The organism is Shewanella benthica KT99 (assembly GCF_000172075.1).
GTDB lineage: Bacteria > Pseudomonadota > Gammaproteobacteria > Enterobacterales > Shewanellaceae > Shewanella > Shewanella benthica_A.
Genome location: NZ_ABIC01000015.1, coordinates 51,524 through 74,511, shown reverse-complemented (window position 1 = coordinate 74,511; position 22,988 = coordinate 51,524). Strand labels below are relative to the sequence as shown.

Below are 22,988 nucleotides of genomic sequence, written 5' to 3'. Positions count from 1 at the left end.
CCTTATAGCCTATTCGTTCTCATGACCCTGCTCATTCTCATCAATCATCCTGATTAACTTAGCAGGCGTCCCACCATACAGTGAATCAGGCGGCACATCTGTATTAACGACTGAGTTAACCGCAATCACAGATCGCGCACCTATGGTCACACCTTTGTTGATCACAACATTGCCACCAATCCACACATCATCCTCAATGGTAATAGTATCGCAGATGGTTTCCCAGTTACGACGTTTGAGATAGTTCAAGGCGTGGCTAGCACAGTAAAGCTGCGTGTTCGGGCCAATCAACACGTTATTGCCAATAGTAATTTTAGCGCCATCCAGCATAGTTACATTCATGTTGATGAAGGTTTTTTTTCCAATCGAAATCGTCTTGCCGAACTCACAATAAAATGGAGAGCGAACTATACTAGAAGCTGAAATATTGCCCATTAGCTGTTGAAACAGTTCACTACGTTGAGAGTTATCTGTATTTTGGTTAATGGCCTGCAATAAGTTCGAAGCATTTTGACGGATATGATTAATACTGTCTGCACCGCCGTCAAAGTCTTTGCCTGCAAGCATCTTTTCGAATTCGGTCATGTTGTCTCTCAACTTTATTGTATAGGTTTGTTGAAACAACATTGTATCACTTGCGGTGTCACCTACTCATCACCCCATTCGTAACTTAGCGCTAGTGCACACTTCTTGTTACCTTACGCGCAAAAAGCACCCGAGTACGCCTTACGCAGAGTGTCTCAAAGTGGCATCACAACTGTGTTGGTAAGAAAGTATTGTCCAACAATGGGTTAGGGGACGTAACTCGCTTGTACCCCATTATGAGTTGGCTGGTGATTTTGTCAGCTGTGGATTCATAGCCTTTTGGCATACAAAAACTAATCAAATTATGGATGAAAGGCTTGAGCCAAAGGTTGGATCAAATGTTGTTTCTATTTTCGAAAATGACACTGAGTTATATACACAGCTAAATTTCACTCTGACCAGTTAACTGAATTACTCATTTTATCGCTAACAATATTTAATACCGATTGGTATAAGGCCACTTTCTTCTTGAACAAGAAAGTGGCCTTTTTTATAGATTAAATCTATTGGTATTCACCTGACTCTAATGACTTTTAACAGCTGAGGGTTCCCAACTGCTGATGGCTCTCAACGCTGATCATTCTTCATTGCTGGCGATTAGATTGTTAACCACTTTTGATATCAGGTCTTTTTTCATCTCAGTACGTGCAACAGGCTGATTAAACCAGAAGCTCATCGGCTGATCAAAGCCAATACCGTGCATATAATTGTAGATCGCCTTACGCAGCCCGACCCCAAGCATTTCATGATCCGTGCCGGTTGGATCGGTGAAGTCCACATCGTTTTCAGCGAATAAGATCTCAGGGCGATCGCTAAGCGTGATGCCAAACTTCTCAGGGTTCATGCCTATAGGACTGTGAATAGTGGCCACAAAACGGTGCCAGTAGGCGGACTGGAAACAACCTTGTTCCATCATCTGACGCACCATTTCCAGCGAATCTATGGTTTCTTGCTCGGTTTGTGTGGGGAAACCGTACATCAAATAAGCGTGAACCAATATACCTGCATTACTGAAGGATTTGGTTACGTGGCCGACCCGCTCAACACTCACGCCTTTTTTCATCAGTTTCAATAGACGATCTGACGCCACCTCAAGACCGCCGCTAACAGCGATACAACCGGAATCCGCCAGCAACTGACAACGTGCTGGGCTAAACGTCCTCTCAAAACGGATATTGCCCCACCAGCTGATCACGACCTTGCGCTCAATTAGCCGTTTTGCGAGGGCAAATAAAGTCTTTGGCGGTAGGGCTTCATCGACGAAATGGAAACCTGTCTGTCCGGTTTCTTCGATAAGTTGTTCGATTCTATCCACCAGAATATCGGCTCCAGCGGTATCGTAGCGGTCGATATAGTCCAGACTGACATCGCAAAAGCTGCATTTACGCCAGTAACAGCCATGAGCTATGGTCAGTTTATTCCAGCGTCCATCGCTCCAAATGCGGTGCATGGGATTGAGCATTTCACACAAAGACAGGTATTCCCCTAATGGCAGGCCATCGTATATAGGTGCACCGACTTCGCTTTGTGGGATATCGTGGAGCTCTGCATTTTCATTGAAGTGTACGTATGCTTGGCCATTTTCATCCTCTGCGAGGAAATAGGTTCGCACCAGGGTGTCTATCTCACGTTGTCCTTTAAAGTATTCCAGCAGGGTGATAAAAGGACGTTCGCCGTCGTCCAGACAGATATAATCGACAAACTCAAACACTCGAGGGTCCTTCAGCGCACGCAGCTCGGTATTGATAAAACCACCGCCCATTACGATGGGAATATCAGGATTGATGGCTTTACAGGTTTGCGCTATACGTAAAGCTCCGAGCATATTGCCGGGGAAAGGCACGGTTAACGCGACTACGCTAGGTTGAGTTTCTTCCAGATACTGCTCGACCAATTGTTCCAAAATTTCCGAGCTGAAACTAGGTTCGCCCATCAAGGTATCGTAGAGGTTGTCAAAGCTTGGGTTGGCCGCTGCTAATTTCTCGCCATAACGGCTCACTTCAAAGTAGGGATCAACCCCCTGAGTAATGACCGCAGACAGATCATTAATAAACAGGGTTGCTAGATATTTGGCTTTATCTTGTACGCCTAGATTACCAAAGGCCGCTTGCATCACATCGCCAGATACCGCTTCCATCTGAGCAATAGTGTCAAACGCCGGGCCTTCTGGTAAAAAACGACGGGAGTTAATACGCAGTGCAAGGCTTGGATCTTTGCCCTGCAAAAAGCGAATAGCAAGTTCAACTGTCAGGTGGTAACGGTCAAAGTCAGCCAGAAAACTAACGATCACATCAGGCAGATCATCGTCTGCAAAGTGCTCGAAGTTTTCTTCCACATGCTGACGAATAATCTCCAGCGCTGGCGCTGTCATCATTTCTAGGAAAAGCTCAATAGCAGGATCTCGCTGAACCGCTTCATAGCCTCGAGAGCGTAAGAAACCAGTTAAATACGCTGTTGCCGGATAGGGCGTATTCAGCTGGGTCATAGGTGGAGTCATTAGAAGAACGGTCATAACCTGCCTTTAAATAGTCTTGAATACTCTGTGTGAAAATGAACGGTGCGAAACAGTCATTATCAAGCAGAGTGTGGCAGCAAGCCCCTATGTCAGGATTGTTGTCATAAAAATTAGGGGGGATTCTAGCAAATGTGCTATGCCCGTTCTACTTCAAAGTGCAGGCGCTGCCACTAAAATCACCCATCTTGAGGTAGAACGGCGGTATAACCCCTTAAATTAGCGGATGGCGGATTGATTACTGATTGATTAGTCGCAGGTTCTTTTTATGCTTTGCCCACATGAGGGTGAATAAGTGACTGTCCCCACTTTATTCCTAACAATTTTTGGTCCAAATTCGTGTTTAGCTATAACCCCCCATTTTATAACCCCCCGTTAAAAATAGTTCTCAATGAGGATTATTATGAGTAAAACTAAACTTGCTCACTATTGTGTCGTGTTTTTAGTGTCTGTGGTTTCTTGCTCAAGCCGGAGGACTAGGCTGGCCCTATGTTGCTCGAGTCTATCAAGGCTTGCTTGGTAGCGGTCAAATGAGGGAATTCCTCAACAGAGGATAATTTGCAACTTGTTGGCTGACAATACCCCTGTCGCTTCACAGCGATAAGTCATTAGCCTTGTCCTCCTACTGATATCTTCCTATCATGGGTTACCCAAATTAAGTCGAATAGCCTAATGACCAAAGCAACTGCCATTATCGTGGGGGCGAACTCCCTTCTGAGCCGTGAAATTGCCAAACAACTTGCGAGTCAAGGGGTTGAACTTGCCCTACTGGCTCAAGACCCAGATTCACTGCAAGAGTTTGTCGACTCGCTTCCGACTCAGACACATGTCTTCCCACTCGAGATCACAGTGCCGCAGAAAATCATCGCCACTCTCGAACAAGTCTGGGAAAAGCTAGGCGGCGCGCATTTAGTGATCGTGAATACCGGCTTAAACAGTTATGACCCACAGCTCCCTTGGCTGCCTGAGCAAGATATCATCACGGTCAATGTTCAGGGCTACGCGGCTATCTGCAACACAGCATTTAAGTTATTTAGAGATCAAGGCTATGGCCAACTCGCGGCGATCAATTCCATTGCCGGCCTACGTGGTGGCCCTAGTGTGGCCTACCATGCCTCTAAAGCCTTCGCCAGCAACTACTTAGATGGCTTAAGTATGCATGCCCAAAGGCTGAAATTACCAATTACTATTACCGATATTCAGCTAGGTTTACTCGATAAGGCCGCGATGCAGCAGAGTCGTCTATGGCTATCTCCCCCAGATGAGGTGGCTAGGCAAATCATTAAGGCGATGCAGAAGGCGAAACGTAAGGTCTATGTGACTAAGCGTTGGCTTCTGGTGGCCTGGCTGACTAAATTACTACCAGAATTTGTCTACAATACGCGCCACTGGCGTACTAAAGAAGAGCGCCTTGCGGCCAAAGCCGAAGGCAAGAAGTAGGTCTATTGCTGATTTAGTAATAAGCAGTTAAAGCAAAACAACAAAGGAGCCAATCGGCTCCTTTTGTGTTGATTTACGGACTTGTTTTACTAAATCTGCTTTACGAAAACGTTTTACGCATCTTTTTTTATGAAACTAGTTTAGAAGGCATAACCTACACTCACCATATATACCCAAGGGTCGATATCAGTTTCAATGGTTGTCGGCGAACCGCCAAGATTAAACTTCACCTCGGTACTTATCTGTGCGTACCAGATAGAGGCATTAACCAACCAATTTTTATTCACTTGATAGTCTATGCCAACTTGAGCAGCTAAACCCCATGAATTGCCCATACTCAGATCCGATAACGCCCCATCCAGGTCATTGGTGAATTCATTGTCGTAGAAGTTAGTGAAGTTAACTCCTCCGCCTATGTAAGGGCGTAACTTGGACTCCGCATGACCAAAATAGTATTGGACCACTAAGCTAGGTGATAACTGCTTGGTCTCGGCTATCTTGCCCACACCAGGCAGAGATATATCGTGACTGAATGGCGTCGCCGCTAACAAGTCAATGCCTATGTTATCAGTTAACATATAGCCGAAGTTAAGCCCCAATTGAGTATTGCTGCTAAAGCCGAGCTCACCGAAGTCCGCTACCTGCTCACTCGACTCGTTCGGCGCGACAACGACAGCACCCGCACGAATGATAATGTCACCCGCTTGATGAGCCGAAACAGAGGCTGTAAAACCGGTAGCCAGTAGGGCGGCCGCGATTAATCCAGAAATGATATTTTTTTCATCATACTACTCCATTAATACCATTCCATATAAGTATCTGGTCAGTTCAGATACTCTCAGTTTTTTTTAATTCAAGGCGTATTGATGAGGAAATGGTTATTCCCTTTTAAGTCAATGTAACACAGAAGTGGAAATACTGAGAGCCTCACGCGGTGCGGGTTTCAAAGCCAACGAGGGCAACAAAATCGAAGCGATAATCTTGTCTCGATACATGGACACCTATCGCGTCCTCAAATTCCAGCCACAAAAAAGGGGCTCGACGCCCCTTTTTAAAATTCGATTAAAACCACTAAACTTATTGTCTAACCGCTTTCATCAATACTTCTGCGATGTATTTACCATTGTTAATGATTTGGAACCTATCATAAGTTTGAAAAATCACTTTCCCTTGATACACAATCATAGCCACTACACCGTAATTCACATCGTCCTCTACCGATTCTGGCGGTAGGATGAATTTAAACGGCACCGGCGCTCTGGCAATATCGAAATGCTTCTGCGCTATGATAACACCCGGAGTGTCCAGATCTATGATGGCGATAGTGATCTTACTCCCCTGGGGCAGATTAATCTTCTCCAGGTATCCAACTGCACCGTTAATGATAACTGGCGGCTCCGGCTCTACAGTCACACAGGCCGAAAGCAACATGGCACAAACCAATAAAATAACTGATCTTTTCAACATAACCAACATCATAAACCCTTATTTCAACATCCGGCCCAATTGAACCATCAATATTTCCCAGTCTCGGCTGCGCTATTTAGGCGCAACCATGCGCATTAAACCTTCTTGTGTCGCAGAGGCCACCAGCTCACCTTTTTGATTGAAAAACTGTCCCTTAACGAAGCCGCGGCCACCACTGGCACTCGGGCTTTCTATGCTATAAAGCAGCCAGTCATTCAGATCCAATGGTCGATGGAACCACATGGAATGATCGATCGTCGCCATACGCATGCCTGGAGTCAAAAATGAGACCCCGTGAGGCTGCGCTGCCGTGACCAGAAAGTTGAAATCCGATGCATACGCCAACAAGTATTCGTTGACCGAAAAGTCTTTTGGCACTTGCCCATTGGCTCTGATCCACACATAACGTTGAGGCTCTGTGATTGTCGATACCATAGGATTACAGGCATCGACCAGACGCATCTCAATCGGTGCATCGGCCATAAATTTTTCTAGCATTTTAGGCGGCACTTTATCTTGAAGCGCCATGGCCAGTTCCTGTTGATTGAGTAATCCCTCTGGGCCTGGTACTTCTGGCATTTTATCTTGATGCTCAAGCCCTTGTTCAAACTCCTGAAATGAGCAGGTCATATAGAAAATTGGCCGCCCCTTCTGAATCGCCTTCACTCTTCTTGCACTGAAACTCCCGCCGTCACGCATGACTTCAACATCATAAACGATAGGCAATTTTTCATCACCGGCACGAAGAAAATAGGAATGCAGAGAATGGACCTGACGCGATGCCGAAACTGTCTGTTTGGCGGCGCTCAAAGCCTGCCCCATCACTTGACCACCGAAGACATGACCGAAGCCTAAATCTTGACTCTGACCTCGAAATAGCCCCTCTTCGATTCGCTCTAAAGAGAGTAGAGATAATAGATCATTTAATACCTGACTCACCGCTTGCCTCACACAACTAATCCATAGCCACACAGCTTAACTCACATAATGGTCTTCAAGCCAGAATTTTACTGAGTTAAGGAGAGAGAAAGCCGCACGAGTAATACACAGGCTAGAGCACACCTGCTGTGTTCCATCTTAGAGAGCCTGACATCAGGCTATCAGCCAATCACACTTATTATTCAATAGTGATATGACGCTCCCCGGCACCACGCCGAGCCCAAGCGAGAACTTGATCCTCACCACTTCGATGTAAGTTAACCGGCTGTGCCTGATAGATCTGTTGCCAGCTATTGAGTATAGCCTCAGGCTTACATTCCTCGGCAGAAAAATAACAAGACTTGAACTCGGTAAATTGACCGTGACTGACACTCCCAGCAGCTGTGAGTAAATGCTGACCCGTAGGCGCATCTAAACTACAGAGGAACATCATGCTCGCCATGATTGATGATTTAGAGAAAAGCGGCTTTACCGAAGATGCGAGTCGGTTTGCTGTCATTGGAGTCAGGGCGTGGGGCGTTAAGCTGTTGACCTTGATATTGTGATCGATTCCTTCGAGGTAGAGGCTGTTAACTAAACCTATCAAGCCCATCTTGCTGGCACTGTATGAGGTTTCATGCATATCGCCATACAAACCACTGGCCGCGCTGATCATTATCACCCTGCCATAGCCTTGCTGTTTCATCTGCGGCCATACCGCCTTGGTCATGTAGAAGCTACCATTAAGATCGGTATTTAACTGATGCTGCCACATATCGACAGTGAGATTATCAAAGTCGCATGGAGCATGAATCCCGGCATTATTGACTAGAATATCGATACGCCCCCAGTGACTAATGATCTCCGTCACGGCCTGTTTGACGCCGGCAAAGTCGCTGACATCTAAGTTAAACAGCATAGATTGCTCACCCAGCGCGAGTACGGCTTGATGGCTGCTCTCTAACCCAGAATTGGCTCCAGTCTTGTCTTTATCCAGAGCGTCTGAGTCAATCAATGCCACCTTGGCACCACGCTCGGCTAAGGCTAGGGCATAAGCTCGACCTAAACCCGATCCCGCTCCCGTTAGTACAGCGACCCTATTATCAAAACGCATCGATACTTTTCCTCAATGAATAGCCTCTAAACGAACGGTACACATTGATAAAAAAGCATGTAAATCAATGTGCTAATCTTACACCTGCGGCTGAGCCACTTTTCCCAGCTAATTTGTTAAGTTTAACTATAGAAGCATATCTATCGGGTCATTTCTTTGAAGCCGATAACAAAATCAGATTCCTTTTAAATATTTATCCTCAAACTTAATATTTTAACCGAGTCACATTCAATAAAGCTATCGCTTAGAGTCCTTCATCGAGGTCTGGAAACTTGATATGATATGATATGATATGACCATTAATAGCCAGTGAGCATCAGCATATAGATGCTCCCCATAAGAATCGAATAAATGAACCCTTGGATTTTGGCCATAAGGCCTCGTACACTGCCAGCGGCGATTGGGCCTCTCTTGGTAGGAAACATATTAGCCCTCGAATTAGATCAGTTCAGCATCTTGATTGCTGGTACATCTATGCTATGTGGCATTTTATTACAAGTTGCGGTTAACTTAGCCAATGACTACTTCGATTTTAAGAGTGGCGTCGATACCGAAGAACGTTTAGGACCGGTGCGTGTGACCCAGAGTGGCTTGCTCGCACCGGAAAGAGTCCGCAATGCTATGGTGCTCAGCTTGTTACTGGCACTCATCGTTGGCTCTTATCTTATCTACCACGGAGGTTGGCCAATAGCTTTGCTTGCGATTGCCGTAATTGGTGGTGCACTTGGCTATAGCGGAGGACCATACCCGCTGGCATCCCACGGTTTAGGTGAAGTGGCGGCCTTTGTCTTTTTCGGTTTAGTGGCCGTGGTGGGCAGTTATTTTCTGCAAGCGGGCGAAACCAGCACCGCGGCCTGGATATTAGGCAGTGCAATAGGCTGCTTAAATGCGGCGATAATGCTGGTCAATAACACCCGGGATATTGACACTGACGCCAAAGCTGGCAAGCGAACTTTGGCCGTTCGTATGGGGATAGGTCAAGCTCGCGTCCTCTATCAAGCCTTGGTCTACTTACCTTTCGCGCTTATTATTGGCAGCTTCTTTCTCGGTTTTCTACCCGGTGCCCCTGTCCTACTCACAGGTCTTTCATTGGTGTTAGCCCGTAAGCTAAACAGTGATTTTAGTGTGACTTCAGGAGAGGCGTTAAACCCGTTACTCGGCCGTACGGCTAAGCTCACCATGGTGTTCAGTGGCTTATTTAGTATTGGTTTATTCTTTGTCTAAGCATATTATTGATGAATGTCTGTTCGATAGAGGCGCTTTAAGCGCCGCTAAGCTTAGAATTAATGTTCGACTAAGTAATCCATCGAAACCTAATGTATGGCAATGCTCACGGGATGCGGGTAAAATCGCCCCTCAAAAAATGATAATCGAATAATTGAGTGAGTTAGTCTAAGATGAGTAGAAAAATTGAGTTGTTAGCGCCTGGCGGTGATGTGGAAGCAATAAAGGCCGCTATTGTTGCCGGTGCCAACGCCGTCTATTGTGGCTTAGACACATTTAATGCCCGCAATCGTGCCGCCAACCTTTCATTTGATGATCTCTGTGGCATCTTAAGGCTGGCTCATCAGTATGAATGTGAAGTGTTCCTGACTCTGAATGTGGTGATATTGGAGCATGAACTAGCGGCGCTATTTAAGTTATTGAACCAACTGGTCAATACCAGTTTAGATGGCATCATAGTTCAAGATCTCGGTGTGTTTAATCTGGTTAAGAAGCACTTCCCGACCTTAGACATTCACGCCTCGACTCAGCTAACCACACATAATGAAGGCCAGATACACTTCCTCAGCAGAATCGGGGCTTCACGCGTCAACCTATCACGAGAAATGAACTTAGGTGAGATAAAGTCACTCACGGCTCTGGCCCATAAACATGATATGTTGACCGAGGTCTTTGTTCACGGCTCCCTTTGTATCGCCTTCTCGGGCCAATGTTATTCGAGCTCAGTCAGCGTGGGTAATTCAGGTAACCGAGGCCGTTGTAGTCAGGCTTGTCGAGATGAGTACCAAGAGACGGCTGCGGGCAATAAATATCCTTTAAATCTAAAAGACAATTCAGCCTATTTTGACTTACCCGAGTTAGTCGCGGCTCAGGTCGACTCACTTAAGATTGAAGGCCGCATCAAGGGCGCACACTACGTCTACACAGTAGTCGATAGCTGGCGCAAGCAGATCAACCAGTTTGTTGATACCGGTAAGCTACTGGAAGATGACACTAACCTGTACAAGGTCTTTAACCGTGATTTTACCAACTCATTCTTGAAGGGCAATCTCACTAAAGATATGTTTATCGATAACCCTCGAGATAACAGTGTTAACCATGCAGTAGAGAAACAAAACGCCATCTCGGTGGTGCAGATCCAAGCAGTAAAACAAACACTCAAAGCCGATAAAAATGAGCTGGGTGCCAGCCTTGAAAATAAGATCAAATATCTTAATATCGACAAGATGCGACTCAATTTAAGTTTCACGGGTCAGTTAGATCAGCCGTTCTCCATACAGGCAAGAGTCGAGACTATTTCGAATCAGCTCGAACAAGACAATAAAATTCAAACATTCTCAATGCAATCGGATTCCATGCTGCGAGCCTCGGATAAATCGCCATTGGATAAAGAGGCACTGGAGAAACGCTTCAGAAGTTTCAACAACGCCGATTATGTCATACAGCATTATGACTTCAGTGGCTTGTCTACTGGCCTGAGTATTCCATTTAAAGAGCTGACGGCGCTAAAGAATAAGCTAGCGTTTCTACTCAATGACTCGGTGGATGTGATCCCCCCCGTCGAGCTACCCAAACTTGAGCAGCATGCCAAAGTAAACGAAAATCCAGGCCTCTCTTTGCTGATTTGTGATGAAAAAGATGCCCACCTCGGCGATGTTACTGATGCCGACATCTACTTTAAATTACCCGAGAGCTTTAAGAAGAACTGCGATAAATATATCGAGCTATTACAGCGTAATCCAAGATTCATCCCTTGGTTCCCGGCGGTATTGATCGGTAAAGACTATATCGAAGCCGTGAGAATTCTCGAAGAGGTTAAGCCCGCACGTATCGTCAGCAATAACACCGGCGTTGCCTATAAAGCGTTTGAGATGGGCATCGAGTGGATAGCAGGACCGTTTTTAAATACCACTAACTCCTATGCCCTTAGTACTCTTCAGGAAGACTTGAACTGTGCAGGTGCCTTTATCTCTAACGAGATTAATCGTATGCAGATAAGGAACTTGAAACGTCCGCCAGGATTTAAATTGCTTTACAGCATCTATCATCCCATTTTGATGATGACCAGCCGCCAATGTTTTTTCCAGCAGACTGTAGGCTGTAGCAAGCCGAGTATCGAAGATGGCTGCATGCTCAAATGTGAGAAAGCCACCACGATCACCAATGTCAAAGGCATCTCATTTGCCGTCGATAAGCAAAAAGGTGGTTACCCGAGCATCTATAATGATGAGCAGTTCTTAAACCTGGATGTGATCGATGATTTCTCCAGCCTGTTCGATGAGTTCTTTATCGACCTGACCGATATCGGCTCTGGCTCTAAAGCCAAGCTGGATAAAGTTCAGCTTATTGAACATTTTGAAAACCTGCTACAAGGCAGTGAAGACGCCAAGGTACAGCTAGATACCATGGTAACCGTGTCGACACATGCTCAATACAAGCAAGGTCTATAATACCCATGAGCCAACTCCCCTTACCTACCCTATATTCACTGCAACACTGCCCCTATGCCATGCGAGCCCGCTTAGGCTTGTTACTGGCCAAGCAAAAGGTGATGCTCAAAGCCGTAGTCACTAAAAATAAATCCGCGGAGATGCTAGCTTTCTCCCCCAAGGGCACGGTACCTGTGCTGGTGCTTGAGGATCACGGTGAGGTTGGGCTTGAGGCCGAGAGCGTAGACAAAAGCAAACCACCAAGGATCATAGATGAAAGTGTGGATATCATGCTTTGGGCACTGAATATAAACGACCCTGATGATCTGCTGTTGAGCCAAACACCTGCAGCGCTACCCGTCATGCTCGAATTAATCAGCTATAACGATAAGGTGTTCGAACCGTTACTCGAGCAATATAAAGATGCCAAACGCTACCATAAAGACACCGAAGCCGATTTGAGAACTGAGTGCGAGTCATTTATACAAGCATTAGAGCTACGCCTGTCACAGCATAAATACCTAATGGGCGACAACCTAAGTTTACTTGATTTTGCACTACTGCCCTTCGTGCGTCAGTTTGCCCGAGTCGATCGCCATTGGTATCTACAATCTCCCTACCCGTTACTTAGACAGTGGTTAAAAGACCATTTAAACCGGCCGTTGTTTTCCAGAATGATGAAAAAGTTTCCGCTCTATTTAGAGACAGGAGAAGCGTATCCTTTTGGTTAATAAAATAGGTGGCTCGCCTGATTGATGTTCCGTGTAAAGTGCTATGCGCAAATTAGATACAGCAATGTACATACTTACCAGCTAATGTAAGCTATTCCTATCAATTGAGCGTCTGTAGAGGCATACTGAGATCGTTGTGCATTGACCTCTAGCTTGAATAAAGGCCTCTGCGTAACCTCAGCCCTTAGGTTGGCTCAAACTAACTTTAGGTTTAAGAGTTTACCTCAAAAGGAAAGTATCATGAGTAAAGGTCAAGACAGTAAAAAAAATGTCAAAAAGAAACCGCTTTTAACAGCAAAAGAGAAGAAAGCAGCTAAGGCTGCGAAGAAAAATTCAAGCAGTTCTCTAGCGCATTAAGCACTAGATGGCCATCAGATTTTTCGATGGCCTTTATTTTCCTCGTCAAAAAAACAAACAAAATATCCATTCTTAATAGACTGCAAGTACCTAAGCTTCATCTGTTATCGCAAAAGTGCCAAAACAGTCTCTGAGAAGATACTGTCGCAATTGATTATCTATTAGCCCTACTGACAACCTACTGACAGCAGGCGTGACATTATTCTATGCATAAGGGATCACTTTCTTGTTGACCACCCAGTGTTGATGCGGCTGCGGGCGATAGGTTACATTCATGGTAAAACCTTCAAATCCACCACCAGATAAAACATCACCCAAATGAATCAAAACAAAAAACTGCAACTTTTCCATTGCAAGATGATCTCTCGCTTATAAAAGGTTAAAGTCTCTGCCACTTTTTATCGACATTTATCGTCAGATGAACGTATTGAGTCCAGATGAGACTTGCGATTCAAGCGCTAAACGTTCACGGCCAATAGTTTATAACTATTCGTTTACTAAGAAAGAAAAGCAGATGCATTCCCCTGAACATTGTTTTACCTCATTTAAAGCGTCTATCGCTGAGTTTAGTCTTCCGCAACGTTTTACCTTTCCGTTTTATTATGAACCCCACCCTCTTTGTCTGTTGGCCGTAAGTGAGTTGCAGCAACATCTAGAAACCCAGACTGACTGGCAACATAACTTTGGTTTACGTGAAACTAAAGGCTCTGGCCTCAATGTCGAGGGGAGTGATGGCTTAGGCAAGATGTTCGGTGTGCTGCTGGTGAAAAATGAACAAGGTGAGCTAGGTTACCTGTCGGCTTTTTCCGGCAAGATAGCAGAGCAAAACCTGCTGCCACATTTCGTCCCTCCCGTATTTGATATGTTGGCAAAAGACGGCTTCTTTATTCCCGAGCAAGACAAGATAAACCTGATAAACGCTGAGATCACAGAACGTAAGCGCGATCCAGAACTGGCGCGTTTACAAGCTAGGTTAGCCGATGAAACTCAACTCGCTGAAAAGCAGATAGCCGCCCATCGTGCAGCTATGATTGAGAATCGTAAACAGAGAAAGGCACAGCGTTTAGCGGGAGAATCCCTCGATGAAGACGCCCTCAAACTACTCGGTATTCAGATGAGCAGGGAGAGCGTGCAAGATAAGCACCGCTTAAAGGAGCTAAACGTCTATTGGGATGAACGACTAGCAGCCGCTAAGTTAGCCCATGGCCAAGTGAATGAACCCCTATCGGCCTTAAAGCTTCAACGTAAAACCATGTCTGGTGCCCTGCAACAACGTCTGTTTGATGAGTATCGATTCTTAAACATTGTGGGTGAGCAGAGAAGCTTAGGTGATATCTTTAAAGGCACCATACATAAGGTCCCACCAGCAGGCTCAGGCGAGTGCGCCGCGCCTAAACTGTTGCATTTCGCCTTTAAACATGGAATGACCCCACTCGCTATGGCCGAGTTTTGGTGGGGAGAAGCGCCAAAATCTGAGATAAGACAACATAAGAACTTCTATGGGGCTTGCAAGGGAAAATGCCAACCAATCTTAGGGCATATGCTCGAGGGTCTAGCGACCGATGAAAACCCGCTACTGACCAATCCAGCCGAGGGTAAACTGCTCGAAATCATCTATCAAGATAGTGACATGTTAGTGGTCAACAAGCCCGCCGAGTTCTTGTCTGTTCCGGGTCGAAACATAGATGATTCTGTGTATTCACGAATTAAACAGCTTTACCCTGAGGCCACAGGCCCGCTTATCGTCCACAGACTCGACATGTCCACCTCGGGCTTGATGGTGATAGCCCTCAACAAGGAAGCGAACAAAAGCCTACAGAAACAATTTATTACTCGCACCGTTAAGAAGCGTTATGTCGCCCTGTTAACCGGTGACTTAAGCCAAGATGAGGGCATCATCAGTTTACCGCTGCGCGGCGATTTCGATGATAGACCCAGGCAACTGGTATGTTTCGAACATGGCAAGCCAGCAGAAACTAAATGGCAGGTCATTTCTCGGCGCGATGGACGCACGAAAGTGCATCTCTATCCCAAAACTGGGCGCACCCATCAACTTAGGGTTCATAGCGCCCACCCCCAAGGCCTTAACATGCCGATCGTCGGTGACGATCTGTATGGCAAAAAGAGCCAGCGATTACACTTACATGCCGAGCTATTGGAGCTCAATCATCCTAGGACACGTGCAGCCATGAGCTTTAGCGTCGAGGCAGATTTTTAAGAGTGATTTTTAAGAGTGATTTCTATTAATTGTATGACACAGCTCGATTGCTAACGCGCACAAAAAAGGCTTCCCGTGGAAGCCTTTTTTCTATGTCTTAACTGAGACTCACAAAGAGTCGTTAGACCTTAATCAAGTCTCTGGTAGCATGGCTCCAGTTGAGGTGATACTTCTCACCCGCTGGCTTATCGGTGCGCTCAAAGGTGTGGGCACCGAAGAAGTCTCTCTGCCCCTGCAGCAGGCTAGCTGGCAAGGTTTCACAGCGATAGCTGTCGTAATAGGCCAGAGCCGAACTGATACAAGGCACAGGAATGCCCTTAAGTACCGCCGCCGATACAGCCTTACGCCAATCCAGTTGTTTCTCAGACAAGGCAATGCTGAAATCATCTGCCATCAACAAGTTGTCCAACTCAGTGCCATCATTCGTTGCAGCCTGATAGGCTTGAGTGATAGATTGCAGCAACCGGGCTCGGATAATACAGCCGGCACGCCAGATTTTGGCAATCTCGGCGAAGTTTAACGTCCAACCTCTGTCTTTCGCCGCCATAGCCATCAGCTGGAAGCCTTGGGCATAACAGGCAATCTTGGCGCAATAGAGGGCATTTTCAAGCTGGTCAATAAAAGCATCACGCTCTGCAGCCGTTGGCTTTTCGGCCGCTGGACCTTTTAGCAGTTGACTCAATGTCTGTCTCTGCTGTTTTTGGGTACTCACGGCGCGAGCATAGACGGCTTCGGCAATCGTTGGGGCTGGGCAACCTATCTGCAGGCTGCTGACCGCAGTCCAGAGTCCTGTGCCCTTCTGCCCTGCCTTATCGAGGATCATCGAAACCAGAGGCTTACCGGAAATAGGATCGGCCTGTCTCAATACTTCAGCGCTGATCTCCATCAAGTAGCTATTCAGGCTGCCTTGATTCCATTTATCAAACAGGTCGGCAATCTCAGTCGTCGTCATGGCAAAGCCATCACTGAGCAGCTGATAGGCTTCACAGATAAGCTGCATGTCAGCGTATTCGATGCCGTTATGCACCATCTTCACATAATGACCAGAACCTGCCGGGCCAATGTAGGTAGTACATGGCTCGCCTTCAATCACCGGGTTTCCCGGCTCCTGACGCTCTATGGGTAAGCCAGTTTCGGCATCAACTTTGGCCGCAATCGCTTCCCAGATAGGTTTGATTCTATCCCAGGCCTTGATGTCACCGCTTGGCATCAATGATGGGCCGAAACGCGCGCCCATCTCACCGCCGGATATGGCGCAGCTGAAGAAGATAAATTGCTTAGCGTAACGCGCTTCACGCTCGACAGTGTCGGTCCACAAGCTATTGCCCGTATCGATAACGATATCATCGGACTCAATACCCGCGTCTATGAGTGCATTACACACACCATCTACAGGGGCACCCGCTGGCACTGATAGCACCAAGATACGCGGTTTTTTGAGGCTAGATAACATTTCAGAAAGATTATTACAGCCATTGATACGCAAAGGTACTTGGGCTTTCTGGCTGGCGGCGCGCTCAGATTTCTCTTGTTGCACAACACCTTGCACCTTGTCTGCATCGAGGTCAAACGCGGCGACTCTGTATTGGTTATCGGCAATATTAAGTGCAAGGTTCTTGCCCATAACACCCAGTCCAATAACGCCGATATCATGTAATTTGGTTTGGTTTTGCATTGATTAAATTCCGCAGGTCACAGAGATAATTTACCCTATCTTGTTATTGACTAAGACCCATTCAAGTCCCGAGGACAGGTAGAATATTAGTCGCTCTTTTATAAGAGGCTGCTCATCTAAGGAGCGTAGACGATAGGTTATATTTGGCGCAGATTATACCGACTTTGGTAAGTTAATTACTAGGCTTTACGCTTGAATGACGAATTAGTTTCATGTTTAGCTATAATCCTTCAATGCTAAACACGTTAGCATTGAAGGAATCCCCCCCTTAGATTAGCAGGGTCTGATCACACTAGGGAGTCCGCATACCCCATGCGTGTGAGCGTATTGCGAACCAGGTCTAAAGTATGAGGATCTTCGATGGTCGCCGGCATCTTATAACTCTGGTTATCGGCTATTTTCCTCATGGTCCCTCGCAGTACTTTGCCCGAGCGCGTCTTAGGCAGTTTTTGAATGACACTGACCAGACGAAAAGAGGCCACCGGACCGATCTGTGCTCTCACCAAGGCAATTAACTCTCGATGCAAGTCCTCATCACTTAAGTTTACGCCCTTCTTTAATACCACTAAACCCAGAGGCAATTGGCCCTTTAATTTATCCTCTACGCCGATGACTGCGACTTCGGCAACCGCCTCATGTTGACACAAGACCTCTTCGAAGCGCCCGGTCGAGAGTCGATGACCGGCGACATTGATGATGTCATCGATGCGACTCATGATATAGAGATATCCATCTTCATCCATGTAGCCTGCATCTCCGGTAAGGTAGTAACCCGGATACATGGATAAATAACTGTCGAGATATCGGGCTTCATTGTGCCAAAGTGTGGTGAATGCCCCGGGTGGCAGAGGTAACTTGATCACCACATTTCCCGATTGCCCTGCAGGCACTATCTCCCCCAACTCATCGAGCACTTCGACCCTAAAGCCTGGCACAGCCAATGCCAGCGAACCAGGTTTTACCTTCACCGGCGCAGTCCCCATCAAGTTAGCTGCCACGGGCCAGCCCGTTTCAGTCTACCACCAGTGATCGATCACTGGTTTTTTCAGCCGCGCTTCGGCCCAGAGTAAGGTATCGGGATCGCAGCGCTCCCCCGCCAGAAACAGGGTTTTCAAGCAAGACAGATCGACGTCCCTCAAGAAGTCACCATCAGGGTCATCGCGTTTTATGGCGCGTATGGCGGTCGGTGCCACGGCAAGATCATTATAAATTGAACTTTATGCTCAAGTCATATGTTAGTCCTTAAGGAGCTGTAGCCCTTTAAATATGAGGGGTTATACATTCTCAGCCATGAGTTTCTGTTAGTTGTACAAAAAGCGTCTGATTATCTCTTTTAGGATGAGCGCGGCAAGCATACTCACTGAAGTAACGGCACCATTTCCTTAGTGTCTTTTTGATCCTGTATTCACGTCCAGATAACAGTGCTTTTAAAATGTCAGGCAGCCAATCGTTTGCACACCGTGCGACTTTTTGTCGTAGATATAGTCACTTGGTGTATTAGGCCGCTCGCCCTCGCGATAAAGCGCTTTAATAGTAAGGTAAGCATGCTCGCCCACACGAGACTTTCGGCAATGCTTTTATCTCGAGTATTGAAGGTTTTTAAACCGCTGTAGGACTTTAACTCCTTGAAGAATAATTCTATTTGCCAGCGCAACCCATATAATTCACTTACTTTATCAGCGCTGAATTGTGCTCGCTTTAGGTTGGTGATGAGGTAACCAATCGCCGATTTATTTCTATCCCAGAAGGCGATTAATCGATGAGTTCCTGGCTTGCTTTTCCACTGAACATCGAGGTCGATTATTTGCTCTCGATGCCATTTAAGTTGCTTTAATTTTTTACCGATTAACCCTTCTATCGCAAGTCCTTGGCTATCAAAAGCCGCTTTTATATCGGGATTAATTTTACCATTGGTTCGCATAATTACATGACCACCGTGTTTGTCTGCTTGATAGCAGTAATCAATATTAAAGTAACCCGCGTCCATGAGCAGCAAGGTGTCCTGTATTTCATAAGCAAAGGGATTATAGTGCCGCTCACTTTCTGAATCGGGAGAAATACCCAGATAATTGTAATGACCAGACATCAAATCCGTGGTCACGTGTCACTCCATGGCTGCCGGGTGAGTCTTGGTGAATCGGCCGGGAAACTCTTTAGTTAAACCAATGTGCAATTTGAGGGAGCTAGCATCATGAGCCTCTATCGACTTAAAGGGGTATTCACTCGGTAATACTCTATGCACTAACTCGAGTAGCCACTCGTTAGCGGCTTGTTCGACAAGAGTCCTAAGCAGTTGAGTTAACTCTGGTTTTTTAGTTTATTATGCAAGGGCTTATAGTTGATCCCGATGTCATGTTGGCTGCATAAATTCTTATGAATATCAGCAAGGTTAATATTGGTTCTGGTTCCCAAAGTATTGAGGATTGCCAGCACCAACTGCATGGGTGAAATGTTGCGCATCCGCTGCATGAAATGACACTGTTTGGCTAATTGAGTGATGTTGCATGAGTTAAGAACACTTGTCAGTTGCTTAGGAATCGCGTTAAAATTCATCTTGTGCTCTCTCATTTTTGATTAGTGGTTCGCACTTACTATTTGATCATGAGATGAGTACAACTTCCAACTTTTATTAAATAACATTGGTTAATCATGTAGATATTGAGTTTTTGCTTAAGATCCTACGTATGAGTGCCTAGCTCTTAACTCGCACCTCAAGCTTAGTCTCTTATCCGAGTGGCATATTTGCTTGACGTTCATCCGCGCAATGCTGATTAAAAATTCAATGTTCAAAACGGCCTTTACCTTTACCTTTACGTAAACTTCATATATCGTTCCGGAAAAGTTAAATATTATGGTATTTTTTTATGAGTGAAAATCAGAGCCCCCAGACAACTTACTCTATTAGCGATCTCTCCAAAGAGTTTGATATTACCACGCGTAGTATCCGTTTCTATGAAGATCAGGGCTTGCTTAAGCCAAAGCGTCGTGGGCAAACTCGCGTCTATGGGCCAAAAGATAGGGTGCGTCTTAAACTGATCCTCAGAGGGAAACGCCTAGGCTTTTCCCTCGCCGAGACTCGCCGTCTATTCGAACTCTACGATGCCGATAAGAACAGCAGTTCACAACTTCAGACCATGTTAGATCTCGTCGAAGATAAGAAGTCATCTCTGCAGCAGCAGATGGATGACATCAAGGTTGTCTTGATGGAGCTAAATTCTGCCGAGCAGCAATGTAGGACGGCACTGGCACTGCAAGAAAAATAAACACCAGTAATGACAAACCCAAGTTATAAAGATCAGTAACCAACTAAAGTTACTAACTAAAGTTACTAACTAAAGTTACTAACTAAAATACCAACAATAATAAAAATCTACTCATTAAAGATTTAAGAAATTGACAGGACACAAGCAATGACTCAACTCTACTCATCTCTTAATTTCGGCCTAGGCGAAGATGTCAACATGCTGCGTGATGCAGTGCAGAACTTTGCCGCCAATGAAATTGCCCCCATCGCAGCAAAGACAGATGCAGACAACGCATTCCCTAATGATCTCTGGCCAGTACTAGGTGATATGGGCTTGCTGGGTGTAACAGTATCTGAAGAATATGGCGGCGCCGACATGGGCTATCTAGCCCACGTGGTTGCCATGGAAGAAATTTCCCGCGCATCGGCCTCGATTGGTCTTAGCTACGGCGCCCACTCTAACCTGTGTGTTAACCAAATTAACCGCAACGGTAATGCCGAGCAAAAAGCCAAGTATCTGCCGAAATTAATCAGCGGTGAGCACATAGGCGCACTGGCCATGAGTGAGCCGAATGCAGGTTCAGATGTGGTATCCATGAAGCTGCACGCTCGTAAAGAAGGTGACAGATACATCTTCAACGGCAACAAGATGTGGATCACCAACGGTCCCGATGCGCAAACCTATGTCGTCTATGCTAAGACAGATCTGCACAAGGGTGCCCACGGTATCACGGCGTTTATCGTCGACCGAGATTCTAAGGGTTTTAGCACGGCGCAGAAACTCGACAAGCTCGGCATGCGTGGTTCTAACACCTGTGAACTGGTTTTCCAGGATTGCGAAGTACCAGCCGAAAACATACTCGGTGGCCTGAACAAGGGCATAAAAGTATTGATGAGAGGCCTGGATTACGAACGTGTGGTGCTATCCGGCGGTCCCCTGGGAATAATGAACGCCTGTATGGATATCGTCATTCCTTATATTCATGAGCGTGAGCAATTCGGCAAATCAATCGGAGAATTCCAACTGGTACAGGGCAAACTTGCCGACATGTATACCGGCATGAACGCGGCTAAGTCTTATGTCTACAATGTGGCCAAGTCTTGTGACCGAGGCGAAACCACGCGTAAAGATGCCGCCGGTGCCATTCTCTACTCCGCCGAGCTCGCCACTAAGATGGCACTGGATGCGATTCAGCTGCTAGGCGGTAACGGTTACGTCAACGAATATGCGACGGGCCGACTCCTGCGTGATGCCAAGCTCTATGAAATTGGCGCCGGCACCTCGGAGATCCGCCGCATGTTAATCGGCCGCGAGCTGTTCAACGAATCTAAGTAGCTCCACCACACAGAGACGATGCCTGTATTCATTGAGCATTGTCATTTGATCTCAGTTTTCTCAAAAGGATTGCAACCGTGACGCAACTTAGCAGTCGTATAAATTCCCGCAGTGATGAATTCAAGGCAAAGCATGAAGACATGGCAGCCCTGGTTGAAGATCTTAAACTCAAGCTGCAACAGATTGAACTGGGCGGCGGGATAGTTGCCCGTCAGCGCCACCTGTCCAGGGGTAAGATGTTACCCCGACAAAGGGTCGAGAAGCTGCTCGACCCCGGCTCGCCGTTTCTTGAGCTCTCCCAATTCGCCGCCTATGAATTATATGAAGATGTCATTCCTGCTGCCGGCGTTATTGCCGGGATAGGCCGTGTTAGCGGCGTCGAATGCATGATCATCGCCAACGATGCCACGGTAAAAGGCGGCACTTACTATCCAGTCACGGTTAAGAAACACTTGCGAGCGCAGGAGATTGCCAGTCGCTGTCACCTGCCTTGCATCTATCTGGTCGATTCCGGCGGCGCCTACCTGCCCCGCCAGGATGAAGTATTCCCAGACAGAGACCATTTCGGTCGCATCTTCTACAATCAGGCACAGATGTCAGCCAAAGGCATTCCTCAAATTGCCGTGGTCATGGGCTTATGTACCGCAGGTGGCGCCTATGTACCAGCCATGGCAGATGAGTCCATTATCGTCAAAAAACAAGGCACCATCTTCCTCGCCGGACCACCTCTGGTAAAGGCGGCAACCGGTGAAGAGGTCACAGCAGAAGAGCTCGGCGGCGCCGAGGTACACACTAAGATCTCCGGGGTTGCCGATCATTTGGCGCAAAATGATGACCATGCATTAGAGTTGGCACGTAAAGCCATTACTCGTTTGAATCATCAGAAGACAATTGTAACCCAGCTCAGTCCGGTGAAACCGCCTAAGTTCGATATCAATGAGCTCTACGGCATCGTCGGCACAGATCTAAAGAAGCCATACGATGTCAGGGAAGTCATCGCCCGCGTAGTCGATGACTCAGATTTCGATGAGTTTAAGGCCAACTACGGCAACACCTTAGTCTGTGGCTTCGCCCGTATTCACGGTTATCCCATAGGTATTATCGCCAACAACGGCATACTTTTTTCGGAGTCGGCCCTGAAAGGTGCCCACTTTATTGAGATCTGTTGTCAGCGCAAGATCCCTCTCTTGTTCCTGCAAAATATCACCGGCTTCATGGTAGGTAAAAAATACGAACATGAAGGCATAGCCAAACACGGTGCCAAGATGGTTATGGCAGTGTCTTGTGCCAAGGTGCCTAAATTTACCGTCATCATAGGTGGCAGTTATGGCGCGGGGAACTACGGCATGTGTGGCCGCGCATTCGAACCTACCATGATGTGGATGTGGCCCAACGCACGCATCTCTGTGATGGGCGGCGAGCAGGCTGCTGGGGTGTTAGCCACGGTGAAACGTGATGGTTTAGCCCGTAAGGGTGTCGAATGGTCAGATGATGAAGAGCAAAAGTTCCGCGCGCCTATCGTCGAGCAATACGACAAAGAGGGTCACCCCTACCACGCCAGCGCACGCTTGTGGGATGACGGCATTATCGATCCGGCACAAACCCGGGATGTGGTGGGTTTAGCTTTATCTGCCGCGCTCAATGCGCCGATAGAAGAGACCAAATTTGGTGTGTTTCGTATGTAATGGCCTTGGCCATCCTGACCGATAAAGCGGTATTGACTAAGCTGTGAGTGCTG

19 protein-coding genes and 1 pseudogene are annotated in these 22,988 nt (G+C 46.7%); 8 read left to right on the top strand and 12 right to left on the bottom strand.

The window, feature by feature from the left end:
* Positions 1-9: 9 nt before the first annotated feature.
* Together KT99_RS09240 and KT99_RS09235 are read right to left on the bottom strand one after the other, a co-directional pair.
* Entirely contained in the window at positions 10-585 is a 576-nt protein-coding gene (locus tag KT99_RS09240) for a sugar O-acetyltransferase (protein ID WP_040571804.1), read from the bottom strand.
* Between the two features lie 577 nt (positions 586-1,162).
* Complete coding sequence (locus KT99_RS09235; protein WP_040571803.1) at positions 1,163-3,097, bottom strand: B12-binding domain-containing radical SAM protein; 1,935 nt, start codon at positions 3,095-3,097, stop codon at positions 1,163-1,165.
* Between the two features lie 672 nt (positions 3,098-3,769).
* Here KT99_RS09235 and KT99_RS09230 point away from each other — a divergent pair.
* Positions 3,770-4,537: an SDR family NAD(P)-dependent oxidoreductase gene (locus KT99_RS09230; protein ID WP_005499302.1), complete on the top strand. Its 768-nt coding sequence runs from the start codon at positions 3,770-3,772 to the stop codon at positions 4,535-4,537.
* Positions 4,538-4,677: 140 nt separating this feature from the next.
* Here the strand turns inward: KT99_RS09230 and ompW are convergent, their stop codons facing one another.
* The 4 genes from ompW to KT99_RS09210 all read right to left on the bottom strand — a co-directional run bounded on the left by ompW (position 4,678) and on the right by KT99_RS09210 (position 8,036).
* Complete coding sequence (ompW, locus tag KT99_RS09225) at positions 4,678-5,310, bottom strand: outer membrane protein OmpW (protein WP_040571802.1); 633 nt, start codon at positions 5,308-5,310, stop codon at positions 4,678-4,680.
* A 304-nt stretch (positions 5,311-5,614) separates the two neighbouring features.
* Positions 5,615-6,013 (bottom strand): YbaY family lipoprotein, encoded by a 399-nt coding sequence (locus KT99_RS09220; protein ID WP_005499299.1) that lies wholly within the window; start codon positions 6,011-6,013, stop codon positions 5,615-5,617.
* A 63-nt stretch (positions 6,014-6,076) separates the two neighbouring features.
* The gene (gene tesB, locus KT99_RS09215; RefSeq protein ID WP_040571813.1) at positions 6,077-6,943 is read right to left on the bottom strand and encodes an acyl-CoA thioesterase II; all 867 of its coding nucleotides are present in this window, start codon (positions 6,941-6,943) and stop codon (positions 6,077-6,079) included.
* A 178-nt stretch (positions 6,944-7,121) separates the two neighbouring features.
* Entirely contained in the window at positions 7,122-8,036 is a 915-nt protein-coding gene (locus KT99_RS09210) for an SDR family NAD(P)-dependent oxidoreductase (RefSeq protein WP_005499296.1), read from the bottom strand.
* Positions 8,037-8,387: 351 nt separating this feature from the next.
* On the opposite strand from KT99_RS09210, the gene KT99_RS09205 reads away from it, so the two are divergent.
* The 3 genes from KT99_RS09205 (at position 8,388) to KT99_RS09195 (ending at position 12,420) form a co-directional block, all read left to right on the top strand.
* Positions 8,388-9,260 (top strand): 1,4-dihydroxy-2-naphthoate polyprenyltransferase, encoded by an 873-nt coding sequence (locus tag KT99_RS09205; protein WP_005499294.1) that lies wholly within the window; start codon positions 8,388-8,390, stop codon positions 9,258-9,260.
* Between the two features lie 173 nt (positions 9,261-9,433).
* Positions 9,434-11,710 carry a peptidase U32 family protein gene (locus KT99_RS09200; protein WP_005499293.1) on the top strand — a complete coding sequence of 759 codons (2,277 nt, stop codon included), beginning with the start codon at positions 9,434-9,436 and terminating at the stop codon, positions 11,708-11,710.
* Positions 11,711-11,715: 5 nt separating this feature from the next.
* Positions 11,716-12,420, top strand: coding sequence for a glutathione S-transferase (locus KT99_RS09195; RefSeq protein WP_040571801.1), 705 nt, complete (start codon positions 11,716-11,718; stop codon positions 12,418-12,420).
* A 561-nt stretch (positions 12,421-12,981) separates the two neighbouring features.
* On the opposite strand, the gene KT99_RS22005 is transcribed toward KT99_RS09195, so the two are convergent.
* Entirely contained in the window at positions 12,982-13,128 is a 147-nt protein-coding gene (locus KT99_RS22005; protein WP_005499288.1) for a hypothetical protein, read from the bottom strand.
* A 163-nt stretch (positions 13,129-13,291) separates the two neighbouring features.
* Here KT99_RS22005 and KT99_RS09190 point away from each other — a divergent pair, with 163 nt between their 5' ends.
* Complete coding sequence (locus KT99_RS09190) at positions 13,292-14,995, top strand: RluA family pseudouridine synthase (protein WP_040571800.1); 1,704 nt, start codon at positions 13,292-13,294, stop codon at positions 14,993-14,995.
* 121 nt (positions 14,996-15,116) lie between these two features.
* On the opposite strand, the gene gndA is transcribed toward KT99_RS09190, so the two are convergent.
* The 5 genes and pseudogenes from gndA to KT99_RS09170 form a co-directional block, all read right to left on the bottom strand.
* A complete protein-coding gene (gene gndA / locus KT99_RS09185; protein WP_005499282.1) occupies positions 15,117-16,670 on the bottom strand; it encodes an NADP-dependent phosphogluconate dehydrogenase in 1,554 nt (517 codons plus the stop codon).
* Between the two features lie 287 nt (positions 16,671-16,957).
* Positions 16,958-17,860: pseudogene (locus KT99_RS09180) on the bottom strand (AMP-binding enzyme); the annotation flags it as partial.
* Positions 17,861-18,105: 245 nt separating this feature from the next.
* The gene (locus KT99_RS09175; protein WP_040571799.1) at positions 18,106-18,771 is read right to left on the bottom strand and encodes an IS4 family transposase; all 666 of its coding nucleotides are present in this window, start codon (positions 18,769-18,771) and stop codon (positions 18,106-18,108) included.
* A gap of 3 nt (positions 18,772-18,774) precedes the next feature.
* Positions 18,775-18,912: a hypothetical protein gene (locus KT99_RS22000; protein ID WP_005496481.1), complete on the bottom strand. Its 138-nt coding sequence runs from the start codon at positions 18,910-18,912 to the stop codon at positions 18,775-18,777.
* A 56-nt stretch (positions 18,913-18,968) separates the two neighbouring features.
* On the bottom strand, positions 18,969-19,223 hold the full coding sequence (locus KT99_RS09170; RefSeq protein ID WP_005499203.1) for a hypothetical protein: 255 nt from the start codon (positions 19,221-19,223) through the stop codon (positions 18,969-18,971).
* 311 nt (positions 19,224-19,534) lie between these two features.
* Between KT99_RS09170 and KT99_RS09165 the strand changes: the two genes are divergently transcribed.
* From KT99_RS09165 to KT99_RS09155, 3 genes are all read left to right on the top strand, one after another.
* Entirely contained in the window at positions 19,535-19,933 is a 399-nt protein-coding gene (locus KT99_RS09165; protein ID WP_005499275.1) for a MerR family transcriptional regulator, read from the top strand.
* Between the two features lie 147 nt (positions 19,934-20,080).
* Entirely contained in the window at positions 20,081-21,250 is a 1,170-nt protein-coding gene (locus KT99_RS09160) for an isovaleryl-CoA dehydrogenase (RefSeq protein ID WP_005499274.1), read from the top strand.
* A 77-nt stretch (positions 21,251-21,327) separates the two neighbouring features.
* Complete coding sequence (locus KT99_RS09155) at positions 21,328-22,935, top strand: carboxyl transferase domain-containing protein (RefSeq protein WP_005499269.1); 1,608 nt, start codon at positions 21,328-21,330, stop codon at positions 22,933-22,935.
* Positions 22,936-22,988: the final 53 nt, after the last annotated feature.

Excerpts from the sequence above, each read along its gene's own strand:
- KT99_RS09235 (WP_040571803.1), bottom strand. The coding sequence starts at position 3,097 with ATGACCGTTCTTCTAATGACTCCACCTATGACCCAGCTGAATACGCCC.
- KT99_RS09190 (WP_040571800.1), top strand. The coding sequence starts at position 13,292 with ATGCATTCCCCTGAACATTGTTTTACCTCATTTAAAGCGTCTATCGCT.
- KT99_RS09210 (WP_005499296.1), bottom strand. The coding sequence starts at position 8,036 with ATGCGTTTTGATAATAGGGTCGCTGTACTAACGGGAGCGGGATCGGGT.
- KT99_RS09220 (WP_005499299.1), bottom strand. The coding sequence starts at position 6,013 with ATGTTGGTTATGTTGAAAAGATCAGTTATTTTATTGGTTTGTGCCATG.
- KT99_RS09170 (WP_005499203.1), bottom strand. The coding sequence starts at position 19,223 with ATGAATTTTAACGCGATTCCTAAGCAACTGACAAGTGTTCTTAACTCA.
- KT99_RS09200 (WP_005499293.1), top strand. The coding sequence starts at position 9,434 with ATGAGTAGAAAAATTGAGTTGTTAGCGCCTGGCGGTGATGTGGAAGCA.
- KT99_RS09240 (WP_040571804.1), bottom strand. The coding sequence starts at position 585 with ATGACCGAATTCGAAAAGATGCTTGCAGGCAAAGACTTTGACGGCGGT.
- KT99_RS09195 (WP_040571801.1), top strand. The coding sequence starts at position 11,716 with ATGAGCCAACTCCCCTTACCTACCCTATATTCACTGCAACACTGCCCC.
- KT99_RS09230 (WP_005499302.1), top strand. The coding sequence starts at position 3,770 with ATGACCAAAGCAACTGCCATTATCGTGGGGGCGAACTCCCTTCTGAGC.
- KT99_RS22005 (WP_005499288.1), bottom strand. The coding sequence starts at position 13,128 with ATGGAAAAGTTGCAGTTTTTTGTTTTGATTCATTTGGGTGATGTTTTA.
- KT99_RS09205 (WP_005499294.1), top strand. The coding sequence starts at position 8,388 with ATGAACCCTTGGATTTTGGCCATAAGGCCTCGTACACTGCCAGCGGCG.
- KT99_RS09160 (WP_005499274.1), top strand. The coding sequence starts at position 20,081 with ATGACTCAACTCTACTCATCTCTTAATTTCGGCCTAGGCGAAGATGTC.
- KT99_RS09165 (WP_005499275.1), top strand. The coding sequence starts at position 19,535 with ATGAGTGAAAATCAGAGCCCCCAGACAACTTACTCTATTAGCGATCTC.
- gndA (WP_005499282.1), bottom strand. The coding sequence starts at position 16,670 with ATGCAAAACCAAACCAAATTACATGATATCGGCGTTATTGGACTGGGT.